The sequence below is a fragment of the Zhongshania aquatica genome (genome assembly GCF_027257955.1).
Taxonomy (GTDB): domain Bacteria; phylum Pseudomonadota; class Gammaproteobacteria; order Pseudomonadales; family Spongiibacteraceae; genus Spongiibacter; species Spongiibacter aquatica.
The window spans coordinates 17,092-34,089 of record NZ_JANZNQ010000028.1 but is presented as its reverse complement, the minus strand read 5'-3'; the positions used below and the strand labels follow the sequence as shown (position 1 = coordinate 34,089).

The 16,998-nt window shown below is 46.1% G+C and carries 20 protein-coding genes; 13 read left to right on the top strand and 7 right to left on the bottom strand.

What is annotated here, in order from left to right:
* Positions 1-116: 116 nt before the first annotated feature.
* The 4 genes from O9X78_RS18120 to O9X78_RS18105 form a co-directional block, all read right to left on the bottom strand.
* The gene (locus O9X78_RS18120) at positions 117-578 is read right to left on the bottom strand and encodes a hypothetical protein (RefSeq protein WP_269621131.1); all 462 of its coding nucleotides are present in this window, start codon (positions 576-578) and stop codon (positions 117-119) included.
* Positions 579-659: 81 nt separating this feature from the next.
* Positions 660-1,019: a DUF2750 domain-containing protein gene (locus tag O9X78_RS18115; RefSeq protein ID WP_269621130.1), complete on the bottom strand. Its 360-nt coding sequence runs from the start codon at positions 1,017-1,019 to the stop codon at positions 660-662.
* Positions 1,020-1,163: 144 nt separating this feature from the next.
* A complete protein-coding gene (locus O9X78_RS18110) occupies positions 1,164-1,589 on the bottom strand; it encodes a hypothetical protein (protein WP_269621129.1) in 426 nt (141 codons plus the stop codon).
* Between the two features lie 20 nt (positions 1,590-1,609).
* The gene (locus O9X78_RS18105) at positions 1,610-2,329 is read right to left on the bottom strand and encodes a hypothetical protein (RefSeq protein ID WP_269621128.1); all 720 of its coding nucleotides are present in this window, start codon (positions 2,327-2,329) and stop codon (positions 1,610-1,612) included.
* Between the two features lie 519 nt (positions 2,330-2,848).
* Here O9X78_RS18105 and O9X78_RS18100 point away from each other — a divergent pair.
* From O9X78_RS18100 to O9X78_RS18045, 12 genes are all read left to right on the top strand, one after another.
* Positions 2,849-3,331, top strand: a complete 483-nt coding sequence (locus O9X78_RS18100; protein WP_269621126.1) for an RNA methyltransferase — start codon at positions 2,849-2,851, stop codon at positions 3,329-3,331.
* A gap of 204 nt (positions 3,332-3,535) precedes the next feature.
* The gene (locus tag O9X78_RS18095; protein ID WP_269621125.1) at positions 3,536-3,889 is read left to right on the top strand and encodes a YkgJ family cysteine cluster protein; all 354 of its coding nucleotides are present in this window, start codon (positions 3,536-3,538) and stop codon (positions 3,887-3,889) included.
* A 160-nt stretch (positions 3,890-4,049) separates the two neighbouring features.
* Entirely contained in the window at positions 4,050-4,847 is a 798-nt protein-coding gene (locus tag O9X78_RS18090; protein ID WP_269621123.1) for an SDR family oxidoreductase, read from the top strand.
* A gap of 146 nt (positions 4,848-4,993) precedes the next feature.
* On the top strand, positions 4,994-5,563 hold the full coding sequence (locus O9X78_RS18085) for a DUF2179 domain-containing protein (RefSeq protein WP_269621122.1): 570 nt from the start codon (positions 4,994-4,996) through the stop codon (positions 5,561-5,563).
* Between the two features lie 92 nt (positions 5,564-5,655).
* Entirely contained in the window at positions 5,656-6,381 is a 726-nt protein-coding gene (locus O9X78_RS18080) for a spermidine synthase family protein (protein WP_269621121.1), read from the top strand.
* 265 nt (positions 6,382-6,646) lie between these two features.
* Positions 6,647-7,342 (top strand): monofunctional biosynthetic peptidoglycan transglycosylase, encoded by a 696-nt coding sequence (gene mtgA, locus O9X78_RS18075; RefSeq protein ID WP_269621120.1) that lies wholly within the window; start codon positions 6,647-6,649, stop codon positions 7,340-7,342.
* 153 nt (positions 7,343-7,495) lie between these two features.
* A complete protein-coding gene (locus O9X78_RS18070) occupies positions 7,496-8,137 on the top strand; it encodes a DUF2959 domain-containing protein (RefSeq protein WP_269621118.1) in 642 nt (213 codons plus the stop codon).
* A 96-nt stretch (positions 8,138-8,233) separates the two neighbouring features.
* Complete coding sequence (locus O9X78_RS18065) at positions 8,234-9,064, top strand: ATP-grasp domain-containing protein (RefSeq protein ID WP_269621117.1); 831 nt, start codon at positions 8,234-8,236, stop codon at positions 9,062-9,064.
* A gap of 317 nt (positions 9,065-9,381) precedes the next feature.
* Positions 9,382-10,083, top strand: coding sequence for a hypothetical protein (locus O9X78_RS18060; RefSeq protein WP_269621116.1), 702 nt, complete (start codon positions 9,382-9,384; stop codon positions 10,081-10,083).
* A gap of 121 nt (positions 10,084-10,204) precedes the next feature.
* On the top strand, positions 10,205-10,819 hold the full coding sequence (locus O9X78_RS18055; protein WP_269621115.1) for a LemA family protein: 615 nt from the start codon (positions 10,205-10,207) through the stop codon (positions 10,817-10,819).
* A complete protein-coding gene (locus O9X78_RS18050; RefSeq protein ID WP_269621114.1) occupies positions 10,819-11,595 on the top strand; it encodes a TPM domain-containing protein in 777 nt (258 codons plus the stop codon). Before O9X78_RS18055 ends, O9X78_RS18050 begins: the two co-directional genes overlap by 1 nt.
* Before the next feature lie 59 nt (positions 11,596-11,654).
* Positions 11,655-12,269: a TPM domain-containing protein gene (locus O9X78_RS18045; protein ID WP_269621113.1), complete on the top strand. Its 615-nt coding sequence runs from the start codon at positions 11,655-11,657 to the stop codon at positions 12,267-12,269.
* A gap of 18 nt (positions 12,270-12,287) precedes the next feature.
* Here O9X78_RS18045 and O9X78_RS18040 read toward each other — a convergent pair whose 3' ends face one another.
* From O9X78_RS18040 to O9X78_RS18030, 3 genes are all read right to left on the bottom strand, one after another.
* Positions 12,288-12,542, bottom strand: a complete 255-nt coding sequence (locus O9X78_RS18040) for a YkgJ family cysteine cluster protein (protein WP_269621112.1) — start codon at positions 12,540-12,542, stop codon at positions 12,288-12,290.
* A gap of 84 nt (positions 12,543-12,626) precedes the next feature.
* A complete protein-coding gene (locus O9X78_RS18035; protein WP_269621111.1) occupies positions 12,627-13,523 on the bottom strand; it encodes a DMT family transporter in 897 nt (298 codons plus the stop codon).
* 303 nt (positions 13,524-13,826) lie between these two features.
* Positions 13,827-15,560: a PAS domain S-box protein gene (locus O9X78_RS18030; RefSeq protein ID WP_269621109.1), complete on the bottom strand. Its 1,734-nt coding sequence runs from the start codon at positions 15,558-15,560 to the stop codon at positions 13,827-13,829.
* Between the two features lie 275 nt (positions 15,561-15,835).
* On the opposite strand from O9X78_RS18030, the gene O9X78_RS18025 reads away from it, so the two are divergent.
* On the top strand, positions 15,836-16,963 hold the full coding sequence (locus O9X78_RS18025) for a PilT/PilU family type 4a pilus ATPase (RefSeq protein ID WP_269621108.1): 1,128 nt from the start codon (positions 15,836-15,838) through the stop codon (positions 16,961-16,963).
* Positions 16,964-16,998: the final 35 nt, after the last annotated feature.

Genomic DNA, 16,998 nt, shown 5'->3' with positions numbered 1-16,998 from the left:
CTCAGGGGCTGTACGAATTGCGCGATGGTTGGATTAAGCTTCACCATTCTCAGTGAAACGCCCTGTGCGGATCCGCATGCAGGGTGTTGTGGGGGCTGAGGGTTAGAGACCCTTGGCTACCCGATTAAGTGCCTGCCACTCAGCAATTTAATGCTGGGCTCTTCGGTGGAAATAACATCAACAATATGATTTAAACAATTAAAACCATAGTGCTTAAAAGGCCCAGGATAATCTGATGTTGCTAAGCTCGCCTTACCCACATAGTTGAGATAGTGTGATTTTTTGTACACACAAAATAGCCTACCATCGTATTCTTCGTAATCATCTACTCCGCAGTAAGACTCATTAAGCACCGAGTAGCTGATATAGCTATCGAATGTTATTTCATAAATACAGCTCTTGTCAGTTACTTCAATAGATCGAAGTCCCGACAATTCTGAACCAGAAATTTCAATTGTAGTCTCCTCGTCAGAAACCCCAGCCTCTTCGATTGTAAATCGTAGAACATTATCTTCAGGCTCCCCGATGTCCCCAAGGTAGATGTACTTGTGATTATTGATGTTATCGAAATACTTCATAGCACTTAACGCCTGCCATAAGCGGCGGCTGAAAGCCGTCCGGTGGAGGGCCAGCGGCCCGGAACAAACTTAATGGCCTGGTTAGGTGTTGTTGCGCACAGCTTCGACATTTGTCTGCAACTCAAATGGTTGAATATCAAAGCCTGTGGCACGTTCGTCAGACCAATTTATACCTGCCAAAAGGCCATCTTGGGACAAACCAGGTACCCAACGCTCACAGAACACCTCCCATGAGATAGCCACAGGCTCAAAACCCTTATAAGCGCTAACATTCTCTATTACTGTCTGAGCGCGAGACTGAGAGGACCAAAATGGCATTGCTCGTTTGCCCTCTGTTCCCCGTGGCGCCGGATAACCTCCACTGTCTTTTATGCCCCAAACGACCCCATTCTCGGCAACTTCTTGGTAGAAATTTGACGCTTGTGCTGAAGAAATACCCATATACACCTAACGCCGCGGTTTGGGGCTAGCATGGAGCGGCAGCGGAATGGCAGTCCCAGCCGAAGGCGACAACACCGCCTTGTTAATGGGCGCGCCCTCGCACAACCTTTCCAGTCTTAATATTTGATCACAGCTCACAACAGACTAACCTCTTACAATGATCACATTCTTAGGGATGAATTCGTTGTAATCTGGATGCCATGAGATAATTAATTCCCGGTCTATTTCGTTGTTATGGGAGATCTTTAAATTTGCTACCAATTTCCCTTTAATAGCCAATACACGGATAGCAATCACAACGGTCCAAGGTATCACCACATGAAACTTAAAAACCGACTCCAAGTATATTCCTTCGCTAGACACATTTGACGCCCCAGACACTTGAGTTTTTCTGTACTGTATAAGATCTCCAGCTTTAGCAGAAAAAGGATCAAAATAGTCGCTAGGTACTGGTCGCGCGACAGCATTTAAGAATGCCCTTAGTTCACGCGATTGCCGAAAAGAAATAATATTTGCCACTGATAGCAAAATCAGAACGACAACAATCGCATAAGTCACCCACTCAGCCACACCTAGCGCCTATTAACGTCTCAAGAACCGGCGGCAGCTTTATCGCCGTCCGCGTTGCTTGATTTGTTAGATGATATTTCAGGGTCAATGTTTTCATTGATGAACTGCGTCAGAACCAAATCTGATGCCATAACTACTCCAAATATTGAGTTAATACGCTCTTCTGTCGAAGCTAACGATGCACTCAAGTTCCCATTCGGGTTGTGTATTAGCAAATGACGCTCTTCGAAAACTTCTTGCAGCGTATCGATGTCTGAGTGGTTTATTTCACACTCGGTCTCGGGTTTCTCCTTAAGTCTCCACTTAAGTTGCTTTGCTTGCTTAAAGAAAGGCTTGCCTATTAAGGTAGAAAATACTTTTTCAATATTGCCAATATTTTGAAAACTCAAGTTACTTGCCACCAGTTCCAGTGGATGTATTCTATTAACATATATAGCTAGAAGGTCGTCAATCTTGTAGCTCTTGTCATGCAGATTTTTTAACTTACCCTCAAATAACTCAGGTTTGCATAATCTAAAAACTGAATCGAGCATATCTCGGTAATAAACTTCAACTGCAGTTACAACATTTATAAGGTGACTCTTTACAAGAGTTTCTTTAGTCGCCTCACTTGCACCAAGTTCAGCCACTTCTTTTAAGGCAGAATCGGTAGCACTATATAGCTCCATAAACGCACTAATTGGACGTCTATCTCTACTTTCTCTTGCTAGGTTATTACTCTTAACTTTTTCAATATCCATATCTATTCACCTAACAGCTAGTTATAACGACTCAGGCCATATATCACTTTGGCCCCCTTATCACGGAACTGGCTTTTACGTTGATTGAAAAAATTTAGGGAATTCAATGAGGTAGCGATCTCGCTATTAGCGAGCGCCGGTCAAACGAAGACTAGTTCCCTTTATTTCTGCCGAGTATTCCTTTCCCTTGATCATATCGCGTTTTGTATAAATTTCAATCGGTTAAGTGATTCACCAAGGTGTTAATGGGAGGCGCTCTCTTGTTCACTTTCAACTACGTGAAAACTGCGACTGACCGCTAATGTGGCTTTCCTGCCGTCATATGGGTATACAGCTGGCCAAATTATGATTTAAATGCTTGGCCAGTTTATGGGGGAATCAACAAGAGCTACTTTCTCGGATACCATAATGGGATCAATCACTCTGCTACGTCTGTGGATTACTGACTAGCAGGCAGATGCTCGACATCCACGTTCTTTCAGGAACCAAAGAAATGACATTAATTAAAATGCAAATTCTATGAAAAAAAGCTACGCCTGCATCGGTCTTTTTAACCCTAAATCGCCGGAAAATATCGGTTCAGTTATGCGTGCAGCTGGCTGTTACGGCGTCAACTCGGTGTTCTACACTGGCACGCGTTACGACAAGGCCAAAGCCTTTTATACCGACACCCAAAAGGTTTACGAAACATTACCGCTTATTGGCGTGAATGAATTACAGGATGTTATTCCCTTAGGTTGTGTGCCGGTGGCGATTGAGTTGATCGAGGGTGCCAAACCGCTGACGACTTACAAACACCCTGCCCAGGCCTTTTATATTTTTGGCCCTGAGGATGGCTCGCTGAAAAAAGAGATCACCGATTTTTGCGAAGACATTGTCTACATTCCAACCGAGGGTTGTATGAACTTGGCAGCCACCGTAAATGTTGTGCTCTACGATCGCCTCGCCAAAGGTGACAGCTACTCTCATCACCAAGATGCATTGCGAAAAAAATCGAAGTAAATCGCGTGTCGGAGCATTTCACTGGATATATTGCCTTGAGTTGAAATCTCACATTGGCAAAACCGTTTTTAAGGACAACTGCTGTTACACTGTTATTTATCTGCTCATGGCGAATGCTTTCAACATCGCAGATAAATTCTTCAGCGAAATGAATAAGAAATTTAAAAAGTAACGTTATACGCCACAACATAAAGAAAGGTTTTAATGAACACCAATCGAGATATTATCGCGCGTTTGCGCGAAAACATTCCAACATTCGAATGTGTGCCGGGTTGTCACGACTGTTGCGGGCCAGTAACAACCTCTTCAGAAGAGATGTCTCGCCTGCCGGTAAAAACAGACGCAGAGCACGACGCAGCATTAAATGAATTTAATTGCGTACACTTAGGGCCAAAAGGCTGTGAAGTTTACGGAGAGCGCCCACTGATTTGCCGATTATTTGGCACCACACCGCGCATGCCCTGCCCGAATGGCCGTCGCCCAGAGACCATGGTTGACCCGAAAATTGAACGCCAGGTTCATCATTACATCGCTAACACAAGGCAAGTATTGGTGTAGCGCAACCACGAGTAATTCAATGTGCACCCATACGCGCAGTGAAGGCGTAATATCGTCAATGTCATAGCGAAGCGATGCTATATTGAACCATTAATTGATCTGGCCAAGTCACTGTGGCCGCCCACCGAATACCCAGTGCTAAAATTCGCGAGGAAATATAATGGATATTAAGAATAAGACGATTTGGGTGACGGGTGCTAGCTCTGGGATTGGTATGGAGCTGTGTCGTCAGCTTGCTAAATTGGACGCCAGACTTGTTCTGTCTGCACGCCGAGAAGAGTCGCTCATAGAACTAGCGGAGTCACTACCAGGTGGAAGAAGCCGCCATTGGGTGATGCCTTTAGACCTAGCAGACGCTGATAATTTGCTTGATAAGGTTACTCCTCAACTGGCCGATATCGGCCCCGTACATATATTAATTAATAACGGCGGCATTTCTCAGCGCTCGCTGTTTGTTGACACCGACCTATCAGTTTATCGCCAGCTAATGGAGGTTAATTATATTGGCACCCTTGCGATGACCAAAGCGCTGCTCCCGGGCATGCTTGAACGGCAAGAAGGCATGATCGTTAGCATCAGTAGCGTTGCAGGAAAAGTCGGTTCTAAATTGCGTACGGGATATTCTGGTTCAAAGTACGCCGTTGTCGGTTTTATGGACTGTTTGCGCGCGGAAACTGCGCAACAAGGTATTCATTGTCTCACCGTATGCCCCGGTTCAATTAAGACAAATATCGCGATCAATGCCTTGAATGAACACGGCAAAGCGCAAAATAAAAATGACGAGTCGATAATCAATGGCATGTCTGTTGAGAGATGCGCAGAAGATATTATAAAGGCCATGATTAAAGGGCGAGATGAGATCGTTGTCGGCAAGGGGCTCAGCGCGCTTGCACCCACTATCAAGCGCTTCTTCCCCCGCTTCTTTAACAAAATGTCGGCGCGTATGGAATACCGCTAGCCGTCATTCACTCAAACACCGACGTGCTGGCGCGGTCTTACGACAACGCCATTCAGTATTTGAACTGCCCGTTTTAACTATTCGTGTTTTATCTGCCCTTGTGCAAAGCCCTATGTTTCAATGGCTACCAACAAGGAGCAGTCCCCATGGATTTATTGCTGGAATATCCGTTTCTATTAGTCCCCCTCATATTTTTTGCTCGGGTTGCCGATGTATCCCTTGGCACTTTTCGCACCATTGTGGTTTTTCGTGGCAATAAACTCTTGGCCTCTGTCATCGGATTTTTCGAAATCATGATTTGGTTAATTGCTGCACGGCAGGTTTTGACAAACCTTGACCACTGGTACCTCGCCGTCGCCTACGCCAGCGGGTTTGCGGTAGGCAATTATGTGGGTATAACCATAGAAAGCCGCTTTGCAATTGGTAAAGAATTAATTCGCTGTATCTCATTCAACCGCGATGTACTCGCAGACAAACTACGCGAAATGAGATTTAAAGTGGTGTCGATTGATGGCGATATGGGGGAGGCACATCCTGTTGAAGTGCTGTTTATTGTCGAAAAGCGACGCAATATCGCCACACTTATCCAGTCAATAAAAACCCTCGATCCCAGTGCTGTCTATTCGGTGTCTGATGTTAAGAATGTGTATGACGGCCCAGATCTTTTACCACGTCGACGGTTTTACAGCGGCCTGCTTATGCAGAAGCGAATTTGAACCAAATTCGAGTCCGACCTTAGCTGTATCGCAGTTTAGCGAATTATAGAGCTTCGGGTCTCAGTCTAATAACTCACAAAGGCAGCTAAAGCGTGGCCGCATTATTTGAAGAAATTGATAGCCAAACCTCACCCCTAGGTGACATTTCCCTGCGCAGACGGCGCATGCCTGCCTTTGGCGACAGAGATATTTACGAGGTTAAATTAGGCGACGAATTTTTAATGTCGAGTATGTTTGTAGATGCGGAAGAGGCTCTATCGACCCTTGGACTAGCGGCGGTTCAGGGGGACAATCTCAGTGTTGTGGTCGGTGGTTTGGGTTTAGGCTACACCGCCGTGGCCGCGCTGAAAGACCAGCGGATTGGTGAGCTGCTGGTAGTAGACGCTTTAGATACGGTTATTGGCTGGCATAAAGATGAGCTGGTTCCTCTAGGCAAAATCCTCAATGCCGATGCTAGGAACCGCTATGTACTCGGCAGTTTTTTCGACCTGGCGATCAGGCCCAGCACAGGCTTTGATCCGCTCAGCGATGGAAAAAAGTTTGATGCCATTTTATTGGACATCGACCACTCCCCCACGGAATTTTTAAATGCCACCAACGCCCGTTTTTATACCACCGAAAATCTCGCGCTCATGGCTGAGCAGCTAAAGCCAAAGGGTGTATTCGCGATGTGGTCGCAAAATTTGCCCGAAGAAAGCTTTGAAACCTTGTTGAAGACGGTTTTTGAACACGTCACTTCGCATGTGGTGTCTTTTTATAATCCATTTCAAAATGGCAAATCTACCAACTCGGTCTATGTTTGTGTAAAGACGGAGTAAGGGAAACGCCTTGTCATGCTGGACTTGATCCAGCATCTACACACCGCTGAACCACTTCTATACGACATTCAATGGATGCCCGCTATATCTGATCAATAAGATGTGATTTCCTGTCTTTTTGAGGTGTCGTCTCAGCGACAGGCTAGTTTGTTCTGTGGCGGCGATGCAACCAATAGGTAACTACGTCGTCAAAGTATGCCGATAAGACATAGTCAGATCTTATCGCGCACAAACGGAAGGTGTAGATCTCACTGCGGAGCGGAGCATGGCGAATACAACAGGAATAGCACGACTGATTTTACGCGCATCACTCATCTTAGTGTTGCTTAGTATCGCGCTAGTATTGCCATTTCGCTGGATCAATCCTCCGGTCAGCATGGTCATGCTGGAACGCAGCTGGCAGCAACGTGGCTCAGATTATCACTTAGACAAACATTGGCTAAATTGGAATGAGATACCACGTCATGCCGCACTGGCAGCCGTTGTGTCTGAGGATCAAAATTTTCCCCACCATCACGGTATCGACGTTAACGCCATTAAGAAAGCCATTGCCGAGCGCGAGCGTCGCGGAGAACTTCGCGGCGCCAGCACAATCAGTCAGCAGGTTGCCCGCAATATGTATCTGTGGACGAGTCGTAGCTGGGTACGCAAAGGCTTAGAGGTTTGGTTCACCGGACTCGTAGAGCTGTGCTGGCCGAAACAACGAATTTTAGAAGTCTATTTGAACATCGCGGAATGGGGCGACGGTGTATTTGGTTTGGAGGCGGCCAGTCGTCACCACTTTGGCGTCTCCGCAGCGCAACTATCTCGTTGGCAGTCCGCGCTGCTCGCGTCTGCCCTACCCAGTCCACTGAATTACAAACCCGCCAAACCCGCGCCGCATTTGATAGAGCGCGCCAATTGGAATCTTGCTCAGCAGCGCATGTTGGGAGGTCACGCTTGGCTGGCTGGTTTGGAGTAGTTGCCTGACTATAGGTATCTGAATCGTACGAGGTGCCCTTGAAAAACGCTATTTTATAGTCATTATCGGCAATTAACACTTACCGATAATTTGCCGCACCACCCCATGCAAGCTACCATTAGGTTCATAATCAATACCGCCCTAGGACACCCCATGCGATTTTTTATGCTGCTTGTCGCTTTTACCGCCGTCATTTCCATGAGCGGCTGTGAATCCACCTATTACAATGCCATGGAAAAAGTCGGTGTGCATAAGCGCGATATATTGGTTGATCGGGTTGGAGAAGCCAAAGAAGCCCAGGAAGACGCGCAGGAGCAATTTAAAGATGCCCTAACTGAGTTTCGCTCGGTGGTGAGTTTTGATGGTGGCAATTTAGAAAGTCATTACAATCGCTTGAATAACGAGTTTGAAGACAGTGAAGCCGCCGCCAAGGAAGTGACCGACAGAATCAATAGCGTAGAGTCGGTTGCCGAGGCCTTGTTTGAAGAGTGGCAGGACGAACTCAAGCTCTATACCAATGACCGTCTACGTGCCGACAGCGCCAATAAACTACAAGCCACCAAACGCCAATACAGCGCCTTGATAAAATCCATGCGCCGCGCAGAAAAAAGCATCGACCCTGTCTTAAACGCGCTGCGCGACAATGTGCTCTACCTTAAACATAACCTCAATGCGTCGGCGATCGGCGCCCTCAAAGGTGAGCTGGCAGGTATTGACCGCGATGTGCAGCAATTAATAAGCGCGATGGAAAAGGCCATTACTGAATCCGACGCGTTTATTAAGCAATTAAAATAAGGCCTCTCGACAAAGCCAATAAATGCCAGATTCGGTCTATTGACGAAGTTCGTGTTTAGCCGTAAAAAGGCGCACCTCAATTTCTTGTATGCAATCATGGCGTGGATATCTTTCGACGTTTTTCGCACCCTCGGTTTTAGCGACACTTTACAGCTCAAACCCGAAAACATCTTTAAGCACAAAGATGACATCACTAATGCAAACTGGGTGCTGTATCCAGAGTATTGGCAGCTCAACGCCCTTATTTATGGTCTCAAAGCCAAGGTCTTTCCAAGTCAGGCGAGTTACTTGTTGGGCCACAACAAGATTGAAATGACCCGCGCCTTTGAGATGGTGGCGCCAGCCAATATCCCCCAAACCGAAATTCGCGCCCATACCCCCAGCAACGCTGATGCGTTGTGGGACTTAATGCTTCACCCCTTTGTAGCCAAGCTCCCCAAAGCATCGCAAGGCAGCGGCGTGTGGCTGATTAATAATCGCAGTGATTGGAAAGCGTATTTAGAGCGCACAGATATTTTGTATGTGCAGGAATACCTGCCAATTAACCGCGATATCCGGGTAGTAATTATTGGCGACCAAGTCGTTTGCGCCTATTGGCGGCTTCAATCAGACCAAGGCTTTTACAATAATGTCGCCAAAGGCGGTGTTATTGATCAAAGTCCGGTGCCAACACAAGCCATTGACCTTGCCCTTCATCTAGCGAAAAGTTTGGATATCGACCACGCGGGCTTCGATATTGCCATGGTTGGCGATCACCCCTATGTATTTGAATTTAATCGACTCTTTGGCAACCAAGGCATCGCAGGCGGCGATCAAAAGATTCGCGAAGCGATTATCAATTACCTACATCGCAAGCAAGAGCCAACTCAGCCGAATTTCCCCAAAGCACCAGCCAACGGTAGGAAGCGCCCACGCCGCGCCGCGTAATACACTCCCCTTAATAGAGGACGCATTATGGCGTGCGTCCAATGCGCTCGAAAAACCCTGTCTCGTCGCGTTCACGTCATTCACCAATGGTATTAACGCATCGCGTCTACTCGGCCGCGGAATCGTCGTCAAATCATTTCTATTTATAAACAGTTTCCGTTTGACATCTTTTGTTGACGCGTTAACATGCCATTCAAGTGCAAATAATAACGTTTATCTCTTTGCCTAAGTGCCATCCGCATACTAGGCAATCACAAGTGACTCCGCCGATAGCTGTGACACAAACACGGCTTGGCAATAACGCAGGGAACAGCGCAATGAACTCCAAATTTACATTAATATGCGCATGGAGCGGCCTCGCCTTCGGCGCCGTTTTCATTCTTGGTTGGTTTTTAATCGCAGGCTTTCTACCCCCTCATTTACCGTCATCAACCGCCAACGAAATTGCAGAAATTTACATAAATAATGCTGCCCAGATTCGAGCGGGCATGATGTTTTGCATGATGTCTACGGGGCTATATGCGCCGTGGGTTGCAGTGTTATACCTTGTGTTGAAACGCATAGAGGGTGACGAAGCGCCCATCATGGCGGTAACTCAAGTGGTAAGCGGAACCGTTGGACTCATTGTTTTTTGTTTGCCGCCGATGATTTGGGCGGCGGCTTCTTATAGAGTGGGTCGAGATCCAGAATTAATCTTGTTACTCAATGATATGGCATGGTTAATACTCGGCACCATTGTCTCGCCGTTTATTATGCAAAATCTCGCCATCGGTATCGCTATATTAAGAGACAAGGCAAGCAGCCCGCTCATGCCCAGATGGCTTGGCTTTTTCAATATTTGGGCCGCCGTAATTTATGTACCTGCGGTGCTGATACCCTTCTTTAAATCTGGGCCATTTGCGTGGAACGGCGTCATCGCGCTTTGGATACCCGCAAGCACCTTTTTCTGCACAGTCATTCTGCTTAGCATTTATTGCAGAAAAGCCTTATTAAATAAAACCTATGTAAGCCTCCCCTAACTTTTTATAAATGCCTCCGCACAACGGAGTAGCTCTGGGATACGTACATGAATACACATCCACTGCAGGCTATCGTCTAGGGTGTTACCATGAGGGTCTGTTTGTTCATGAGACCTGAATTATGCACACTGCAACTCCATCCTTTACCCACCGCAGTTACACACTATTAGTTCTACTGTTTGCCAGCCTTTTACTTTCGGGCTGCGGTATTAACAATATTCCCCGTTTAGACGAAGAAGCCAAGGCCGCTTGGGCACAAGTTGAAAACCAATACCAGCGCCGCGCCGATCTCATTCCCAATCTCGTTTCGACCGTGAAGGGTTTTGCCGCGCAAGAACAGGAAACCCTCACTGCCGTTGTTGAGGCTAGAGCCAAAGCGACCTCAATGCAGGTAGATGCCAGTATTCTCGATAACCCCGAAAAGCTGCAACAATTTGAAGCGGCGCAATCTCAGCTCAGCGGCGCCTTAAGCCGATTGATGGTGGTGTCTGAGCGCTATCCCGATTTGAAATCCAATCAAAACTTTTTAGCACTGCAATCTCAACTAGAAGGTACTGAAAACCGGATTAGCGTAGCGCGCCGCGACTTTATTTTAGCGGTCGGTAAATATAATACTGAGATTCGCACCTTTCCCGGCAAGATTTGGCATAGCGTGATGTACAGCGAGCTGAAAGAACGTGAAACCTTTAAAGCGACAACACCTGATGCTGAGCAAGCACCACAGGTTACGTTTTAATGATTGAAGTAATAAAAAACCATTTTGCCCTTAAGGTTACTCGCTGCCATATAAAGCATATCACTCTGTTTTTTGGCCTGCTACTTAGCTTGTCAGCTCTCGCTGCGGAGCCGGTGTTCCCCAAGCTCACTGGCCGCGTGGTAGACAATGCCCAGATGCTATCAAAGGTCACCGAGCAAAACCTAAACACGCAGCTTGCTGCTCAAGAGCAACGCACAGGCAATCAAATTGTGGTTGTTACTCTGCCCAATCTACAGGGATACGAGATCAGCGACTTTGGCTTTCAGCTAGGTCGTCATTGGGGTATTGGTCAGAAGGACAAAAATAATGGCGCCCTACTTATTATCGCGAAAGAAGAGCGCAAAATGCGCATTGAAGTGGGATATGGCCTCGAGGGCTTACTCACCGATGCGCGCAGTGCACAAATCATTCAACAAATACTAAGCCCAGCGTTTAAATCTGGCGATTTTGATGGTGGGGTTAAATCTGCTGTCAGCGCCATGCTGCTTATTATTGATGGCAAAGCTCCCGCCATTAAAAAGACCGAGGAAACCAACAAAGATAAGGCACCAAATAGACTAGGCGGCCTGTTGCTGTTGATTGCGCTCTTCATGATTATGGGTGGGGGTCGAGGTGGTCGGGGCCTACTCGGTGGCTTGCTAATCGGCTCAGCCCTAGGTCGTAGCAGCGGAGGTTTCGGCGGTGGCGGTTTTGGTGGTGGATTCGGCGGTGGCGGCGGAGGATTTGGTGGCGGCGGTGCGTCGGGTGGCTGGTAGCCAGGCCATCTAGGCAAACCAATTTGCGCAACACCTCTACACATCTTACGGAAAATGCTATGTCTTTATTAAACAATCAAGAACAACAATTGCTGGCCGATACCATCCAAAAAGTAGAAAGCCAGACTGACGCCGAGTTAGTAACTGTGTTAGCCCGCCAAGCAGATAACTATCACTATATCCCCTTGTTATGGGCAAGCTTAATAGCCTTACTTCTGCCCGGCGCGCTTAACTATTATCCAGAATGGCTAAGCCCCCACGAGCTTATTTTGACGCAGTGGGGTTTGTTTATCGCATTAACTTTGCTGTTCAAAATACCAGCCGTGCAGTGCCGACTTATTCCCCGCCGCGTACGTTTCTGGCGGGCAAGTAATTTAGCGCGTCGACAGTTTTTAGAACAAAACCTTCACCATACCGACGGCGAAACAGGGATGTTAATTTTTGTTTCTGAAGCAGAGCGTTATGTCGAAATTTTAGTAGATAGAGGCATATCCGCGAAAATTCCCGATGTGTTCTGGCAGACCATTGTTACGCGATTTACTGAACAGGTAAGGCGAGGTGATATTGCGAAAGGGTTTGTGGAATGTGTCGAAAGCTGTGGAGAAGAACTGCAACGTCAGATTCCTGCGACCAAAGAAAAGAATGAACTTCCCAATCATTTAGTGATTATATAACTCACTTACGTGAAGTTATTAAATAATAACTTCACGTTCGACTAGACACTCATAGGAGCCAGTTGCAAATTCACGGCAAATATAGGGCCGATTTTCATAAATTGTACACAACATGGTGTTGCGATCTAAGGCCGCGCACCAACCATCATCTAAGCGCGCCATCACCTCACCACCCCACTCGTCTCGTTGAATAAACTGTTCAGGAACACCAGTCTCGGTAATCAACATCACTTCCAAACGGCAACAGGCCGCTCTGCACGTAGAGCAACTCACAGCGGGATCTACGCCGCTATCTTTTGCGATAAGTGGGGCTATTGCTGCTTTGATTTGATGCCCTCTATAAATTTATTGAATAAGTCATGTTAATTTTTTAACGCCCTGCTCCGCAAGCATAATCCCACCGACGACTAATATCAGCGCTATAAAATGATAGGTCTGAAAATCTTCAGCCAAAATTACCACCGCCAAAGCCGAACCAAAAACTGGGACCAAATTAATAAACAGATTAGCCCGATTCCCACCAATCAAGTCGACACCGCGCATATACAAAGACTGCGCAATAAGCGACGGAAAAATTGCAATATACAACACAACGACCAAACTCTTTGCGTCTGGCAATATTGTGTGTCCAGCATAGTATTCATACATTGACAGTGGTAATGATGACAGCAGTGCGAACATCGCTAATATTAATATCATGCTACGCCAATGTAATGGTGGGCGAAATCGTAGCGCAACGGTATAACCGCCATATAGTAGCGTCGCCAATAACATAAGCGCATCACCGCGGTTTAAATCTAAGCTCATCAAACTCGATATATCACCATGCGCTACTGTAATAATTACGCCCAATAGCGTCAGGCTAAAACCAAGTAATTGCAGCTTTACTGGACGTAAGCCAAATAACAAAAAATTACCAAGAAAAACCACTAATGGCATACCAGACTGCTCAATAGTGACATTTATCGCGCTGGTATAATTTAATGCCCAATAAAAAAGCGCGTTAAACGCGGTAAAACCTAAAGCGGCAAATAAGAATAAAGTAACCCAATGTTGGCAAATCATTGTCCACTCGCGTCGCACATCTTGCCAGGCAAAAGGTGCAATAAATATACAGGCAAAAAACCAGCGCAACGACGTTAACAACATGGGGGATACATGGCCAGCTGCTATTTTTCCTGCAACAGCATTACCGCCCCAGAGCAAGGCAACGAGGGTGAGTATAAAAAAAGGGTTACGAAAAAGAACGCGCATTATAGGATAGTAAAGCTGCAGTATATTTTAGACAAACCTTAAACCTTCCTCTCAAAACACTCTGCTGCCTAATACCATTTCTAGTAGAAAAATTGCTAATGATCTCAGCAATATCTTTCCCGCAGCTCTATTACCTACCTTACCACGCAAACTAATCGCTTGAGTCATCTATATAAGGAATAACTCGCGCCAACATCACAGAATATTGTAAAGATAAAACAGACTTAGCGTATACGAAACATTGCAATAGCGTGGGGCCAGCTTAAAAAATCTCTAGCTTTAACGTTACAGCGGAAGCGAGGATCAGGATATCATTTGGGCTAGTACACCCTTGCTATACAATGCCAGTGCAGCGTCTACCGCATCTGCATCGTAATGTATTTCTCTGCCTTCTTGAATTTCCTTAATTGCGACGTCAATACCTAGGGCTGGTCGATAAGGTCGATGTGCACTGATCGATTCGATAACATCCGCCACCGCCAGTATGCGCGCTTCTATCAAAATCTTGTCTCGACACAAACCCAGCGGATAACCACTTCCATCACAACGCTCGTGATGTTGCTGTACTATTTCAGCGATCGGCCAAGGAAAATCAACGTTATTGAGAATCTCATATCCTGTCTGTGGATGCTGCTTAATAAGGTCGAATTCAGGTACTGATAATCGCCCCGGCTTTGATAGGATTTCTGCTGGAACCGTTATCTTACCAATATCATGGACAATTCCTGCCAACTCCAAGCCGCGAATTGTATTTGCAGACAAGCCCATATTAGCACCTATAGCAGCGGCTATTTTTGCAACCCTAACTTGATGCCCTGCCGTGTAGGGATCGCGCTTTTCCATTGTGCTTGCCAGCGCTTCAATGGTGTCGCGCATACCGCGCTCTAGACGCCGCTTTTCGGTAATATCTCTGGCAGACAAAAACAAGTATTGGATATCTGTTTCTACCCGCTCAATAATAATATCGACTGGGTAGGTAGAACCATCACGTCGACAAAAGCTACTCTCATACTGAATCGTCGATGCCACCAAAGGCTGCTTACTCAATTTCCACAAGATTGCCGCCTCATCGGAATTATCTATATCTTGCAACTGCAGGTGCGTTAACTCCTCCCGCGTGTAGCCGAGCTTTCCTATGCCGTGCTCGTTCATGTCCAATATCGTTAATGTTGCTGAATCGATTATCGCCATGATGTCGCTGGCGCCATCTATAAGCTTTCGAAAGATCCGTAAATTACGCTCATTACGCTTTCTTTCGGTAACATCCTGCGCAATACCAAGATACTCTGTAACATTGCCTGAATCAGGGTCTACTACGGGGTAAGCTTGATCCCAAATGTCCCTAATTTCACCGTCTGGCCTGACAATACGGTACTCTGCCTCATAGGGCTTACCAGATTTTTGCTCGTCAAGACGCACGCCAAATTGTGCTACATCATCTGGAAACACCGCGTTCCAAAAGGAAGCGGGACTTTTATATAGACTTTCGCAGGATCGCCCCCATACCCTCTCATACCCCGGGCTCACATAACTCATTACCTTAATTTCTGCGTCTGATATCCAAAATACTTCGGGAATTACATTGACCAAGTGACTTAAGTTTCGCTGGCTTTCAGCAAGTTGAAACTCTGTCGCTAAACGGGAGGTTATATCCCGCATATGAATCACAATAACGAAGCTATCCGACAACATCATGCGAGTGGCTGCCGTTTCCATAACACACCAATTGCCATCGGCTTTTCTCAGTCGACGCTCAGCTCGAGTAGTCACCTCGGGACGCGCCAACATTTGCTGTATTGCCTCATCCACCAAGGGTAAGTCTGCCGGGTGAAGAAAGTAGCTGATAGATTTTCCTACAACATCACTGGGCTCATACCCAAATGTTTTTACCTCTAAATTAACAAACTGCACAACACCCTGCGAATCTACAATACATGTAAGATCCGGCGAGTGATTTATCAAATTGCGATAGAACTCTGAGGTTAAAACGGCAGTTTCTGGGGAAACTGATTCCGGGGTCGCTGAATTGCGTAGCATGCTTGTATCTTCACTAATTGAACTATTTAGTTTATTTAAAGCTTAGTACTACTTTCACATATCCGCCAGAGCTGCTCAGATCAAACTATAACTAATATCTACGATAGATATATCGTAATTCTCATTATTTAAGCAGTGATATGTAGTTTTGAAATATACAATTGAATTTATGAGAACCGATGTCTGAATTTTTTCTTACCTTTCTTTATATACAACATCTATGTACGATCTAACACATGGATTTTTCTTGATTATCAATTTCAAAGAGGTGGTTTATGCAGGATATTCATGCGCTTATGAAATTGATGGTCGACAAGGGCGCTTCTGATTTATTTCTAACATGCGGCGCGCCACCACATATAAAGATCGACGGCGTAACCCATCCGGTTAAGGCACCAGCGCTAGAACCCGCCGAGGTCAAACAAATGGCCTGCTCGGTGATGACCGACCAGCAATTTTCTGCCTTTGAAGATACCTTAGAAGCAAACTTATCTGTATCGGCAACAGGGCTAGGCCGCTTTAGAATCAACGTCTACTATCAACGCGGCGAAGTAGCTGTTGTTGCTCGCCTTATCAAAGCTGTTATTCCCTCCTTTGACGAACTCGGTCTGCCTAAGCCATGCACAGATCTTGTCATGCTTAAACGCGGCTTAGTATTGGTGGTTGGGGCCGCAGGTTCTGGAAAGAGCACGTCGCTCGCAGCGATGATTGGGTATAGGTCAGAGCATGTCGACGGCCACATCCTTACTATTGAAGATCCCATCGAATTTCTTTTCCCGCATAAGCGATCCTTGGTCGATCAACGGGAAGTGGGCATTGATACGCGCTCGTTTAACGACGCACTAGTAAATGCCATGCGTGAAGCACCCGATGTGATTATGATAGGCGAAATCCGCGATGTTGAAACCGCAAAGCATGCGATCTCATATGCGGAGACTGGTCATTTATGCCTAGCAACCATGCATGCAAACAACGCAAATCAGGCCATCGAGCGCATACTCAATTTTTTCCCGGAACAAGCCCAAAAACAACTGCTTTTAGATCTGTCGCTAAATCTCAAAGGTGTTATTTCGCAGCGGTTAATTCCGTCGCTAGTAGGCAAGCGGGCGTTGTGCACCGAGCTATTGTTGCTTACGCCATATATATCAGATTTAATTCAACAGGGACGTATAGACGAAATTAGAGAAGTAATGGGCAAAGGTAGTGAGGTAGGGATGCATACCTTCGACCAAATGTTGTTTGAGTTATATCAAAACGAAAAAATAGATTTGGAAACTGCACTTCACAATGCAGACTCACATAGTAATCTCGCCTTACGAATCCGCCTATCAGAAAAACATTCGATGAATGATTCGCCTTCTTTGCAGATTGATTCCGATAATCAAAACTCCTTCAAGCAATAACTAATTAAAAAATCAGATAGCTTAGTATTATTGTG

What these genes read in the sequence shown, in the direction of transcription:
- O9X78_RS18105 (WP_269621128.1), bottom strand. Translation starts at nt 2,329, where the DNA reads ATGGATATTGAAAAAGTTAAGAGTAATAACCTAGCAAGAGAAAGTAGA.
- O9X78_RS18030 (WP_269621109.1), bottom strand. Translation starts at nt 15,560, where the DNA reads ATGCTACGCAATTCAGCGACCCCGGAATCAGTTTCCCCAGAAACTGCC.
- mtgA (WP_269621120.1), top strand. Translation starts at nt 6,647, where the DNA reads ATGGCGAATACAACAGGAATAGCACGACTGATTTTACGCGCATCACTC.
- O9X78_RS18045 (WP_269621113.1), top strand. Translation starts at nt 11,655, where the DNA reads ATGTCTTTATTAAACAATCAAGAACAACAATTGCTGGCCGATACCATC.
- O9X78_RS18025 (WP_269621108.1), top strand. Translation starts at nt 15,836, where the DNA reads ATGCAGGATATTCATGCGCTTATGAAATTGATGGTCGACAAGGGCGCT.
- O9X78_RS18095 (WP_269621125.1), top strand. Translation starts at nt 3,536, where the DNA reads ATGAACACCAATCGAGATATTATCGCGCGTTTGCGCGAAAACATTCCA.
- O9X78_RS18070 (WP_269621118.1), top strand. Translation starts at nt 7,496, where the DNA reads ATGCGATTTTTTATGCTGCTTGTCGCTTTTACCGCCGTCATTTCCATG.
- O9X78_RS18115 (WP_269621130.1), bottom strand. Translation starts at nt 1,019, where the DNA reads ATGGGTATTTCTTCAGCACAAGCGTCAAATTTCTACCAAGAAGTTGCC.
- O9X78_RS18120 (WP_269621131.1), bottom strand. Translation starts at nt 578, where the DNA reads ATGAAGTATTTCGATAACATCAATAATCACAAGTACATCTACCTTGGG.
- O9X78_RS18035 (WP_269621111.1), bottom strand. Translation starts at nt 13,523, where the DNA reads ATGCGCGTTCTTTTTCGTAACCCTTTTTTTATACTCACCCTCGTTGCC.
- O9X78_RS18060 (WP_269621116.1), top strand. Translation starts at nt 9,382, where the DNA reads ATGAACTCCAAATTTACATTAATATGCGCATGGAGCGGCCTCGCCTTC.
- O9X78_RS18085 (WP_269621122.1), top strand. Translation starts at nt 4,994, where the DNA reads ATGGATTTATTGCTGGAATATCCGTTTCTATTAGTCCCCCTCATATTT.
- O9X78_RS18090 (WP_269621123.1), top strand. Translation starts at nt 4,050, where the DNA reads ATGGATATTAAGAATAAGACGATTTGGGTGACGGGTGCTAGCTCTGGG.
- O9X78_RS18055 (WP_269621115.1), top strand. Translation starts at nt 10,205, where the DNA reads ATGCACACTGCAACTCCATCCTTTACCCACCGCAGTTACACACTATTA.
- O9X78_RS18100 (WP_269621126.1), top strand. Translation starts at nt 2,849, where the DNA reads ATGAAAAAAAGCTACGCCTGCATCGGTCTTTTTAACCCTAAATCGCCG.
- O9X78_RS18050 (WP_269621114.1), top strand. Translation starts at nt 10,819, where the DNA reads ATGATTGAAGTAATAAAAAACCATTTTGCCCTTAAGGTTACTCGCTGC.
- O9X78_RS18065 (WP_269621117.1), top strand. Translation starts at nt 8,234, where the DNA reads ATGGCGTGGATATCTTTCGACGTTTTTCGCACCCTCGGTTTTAGCGAC.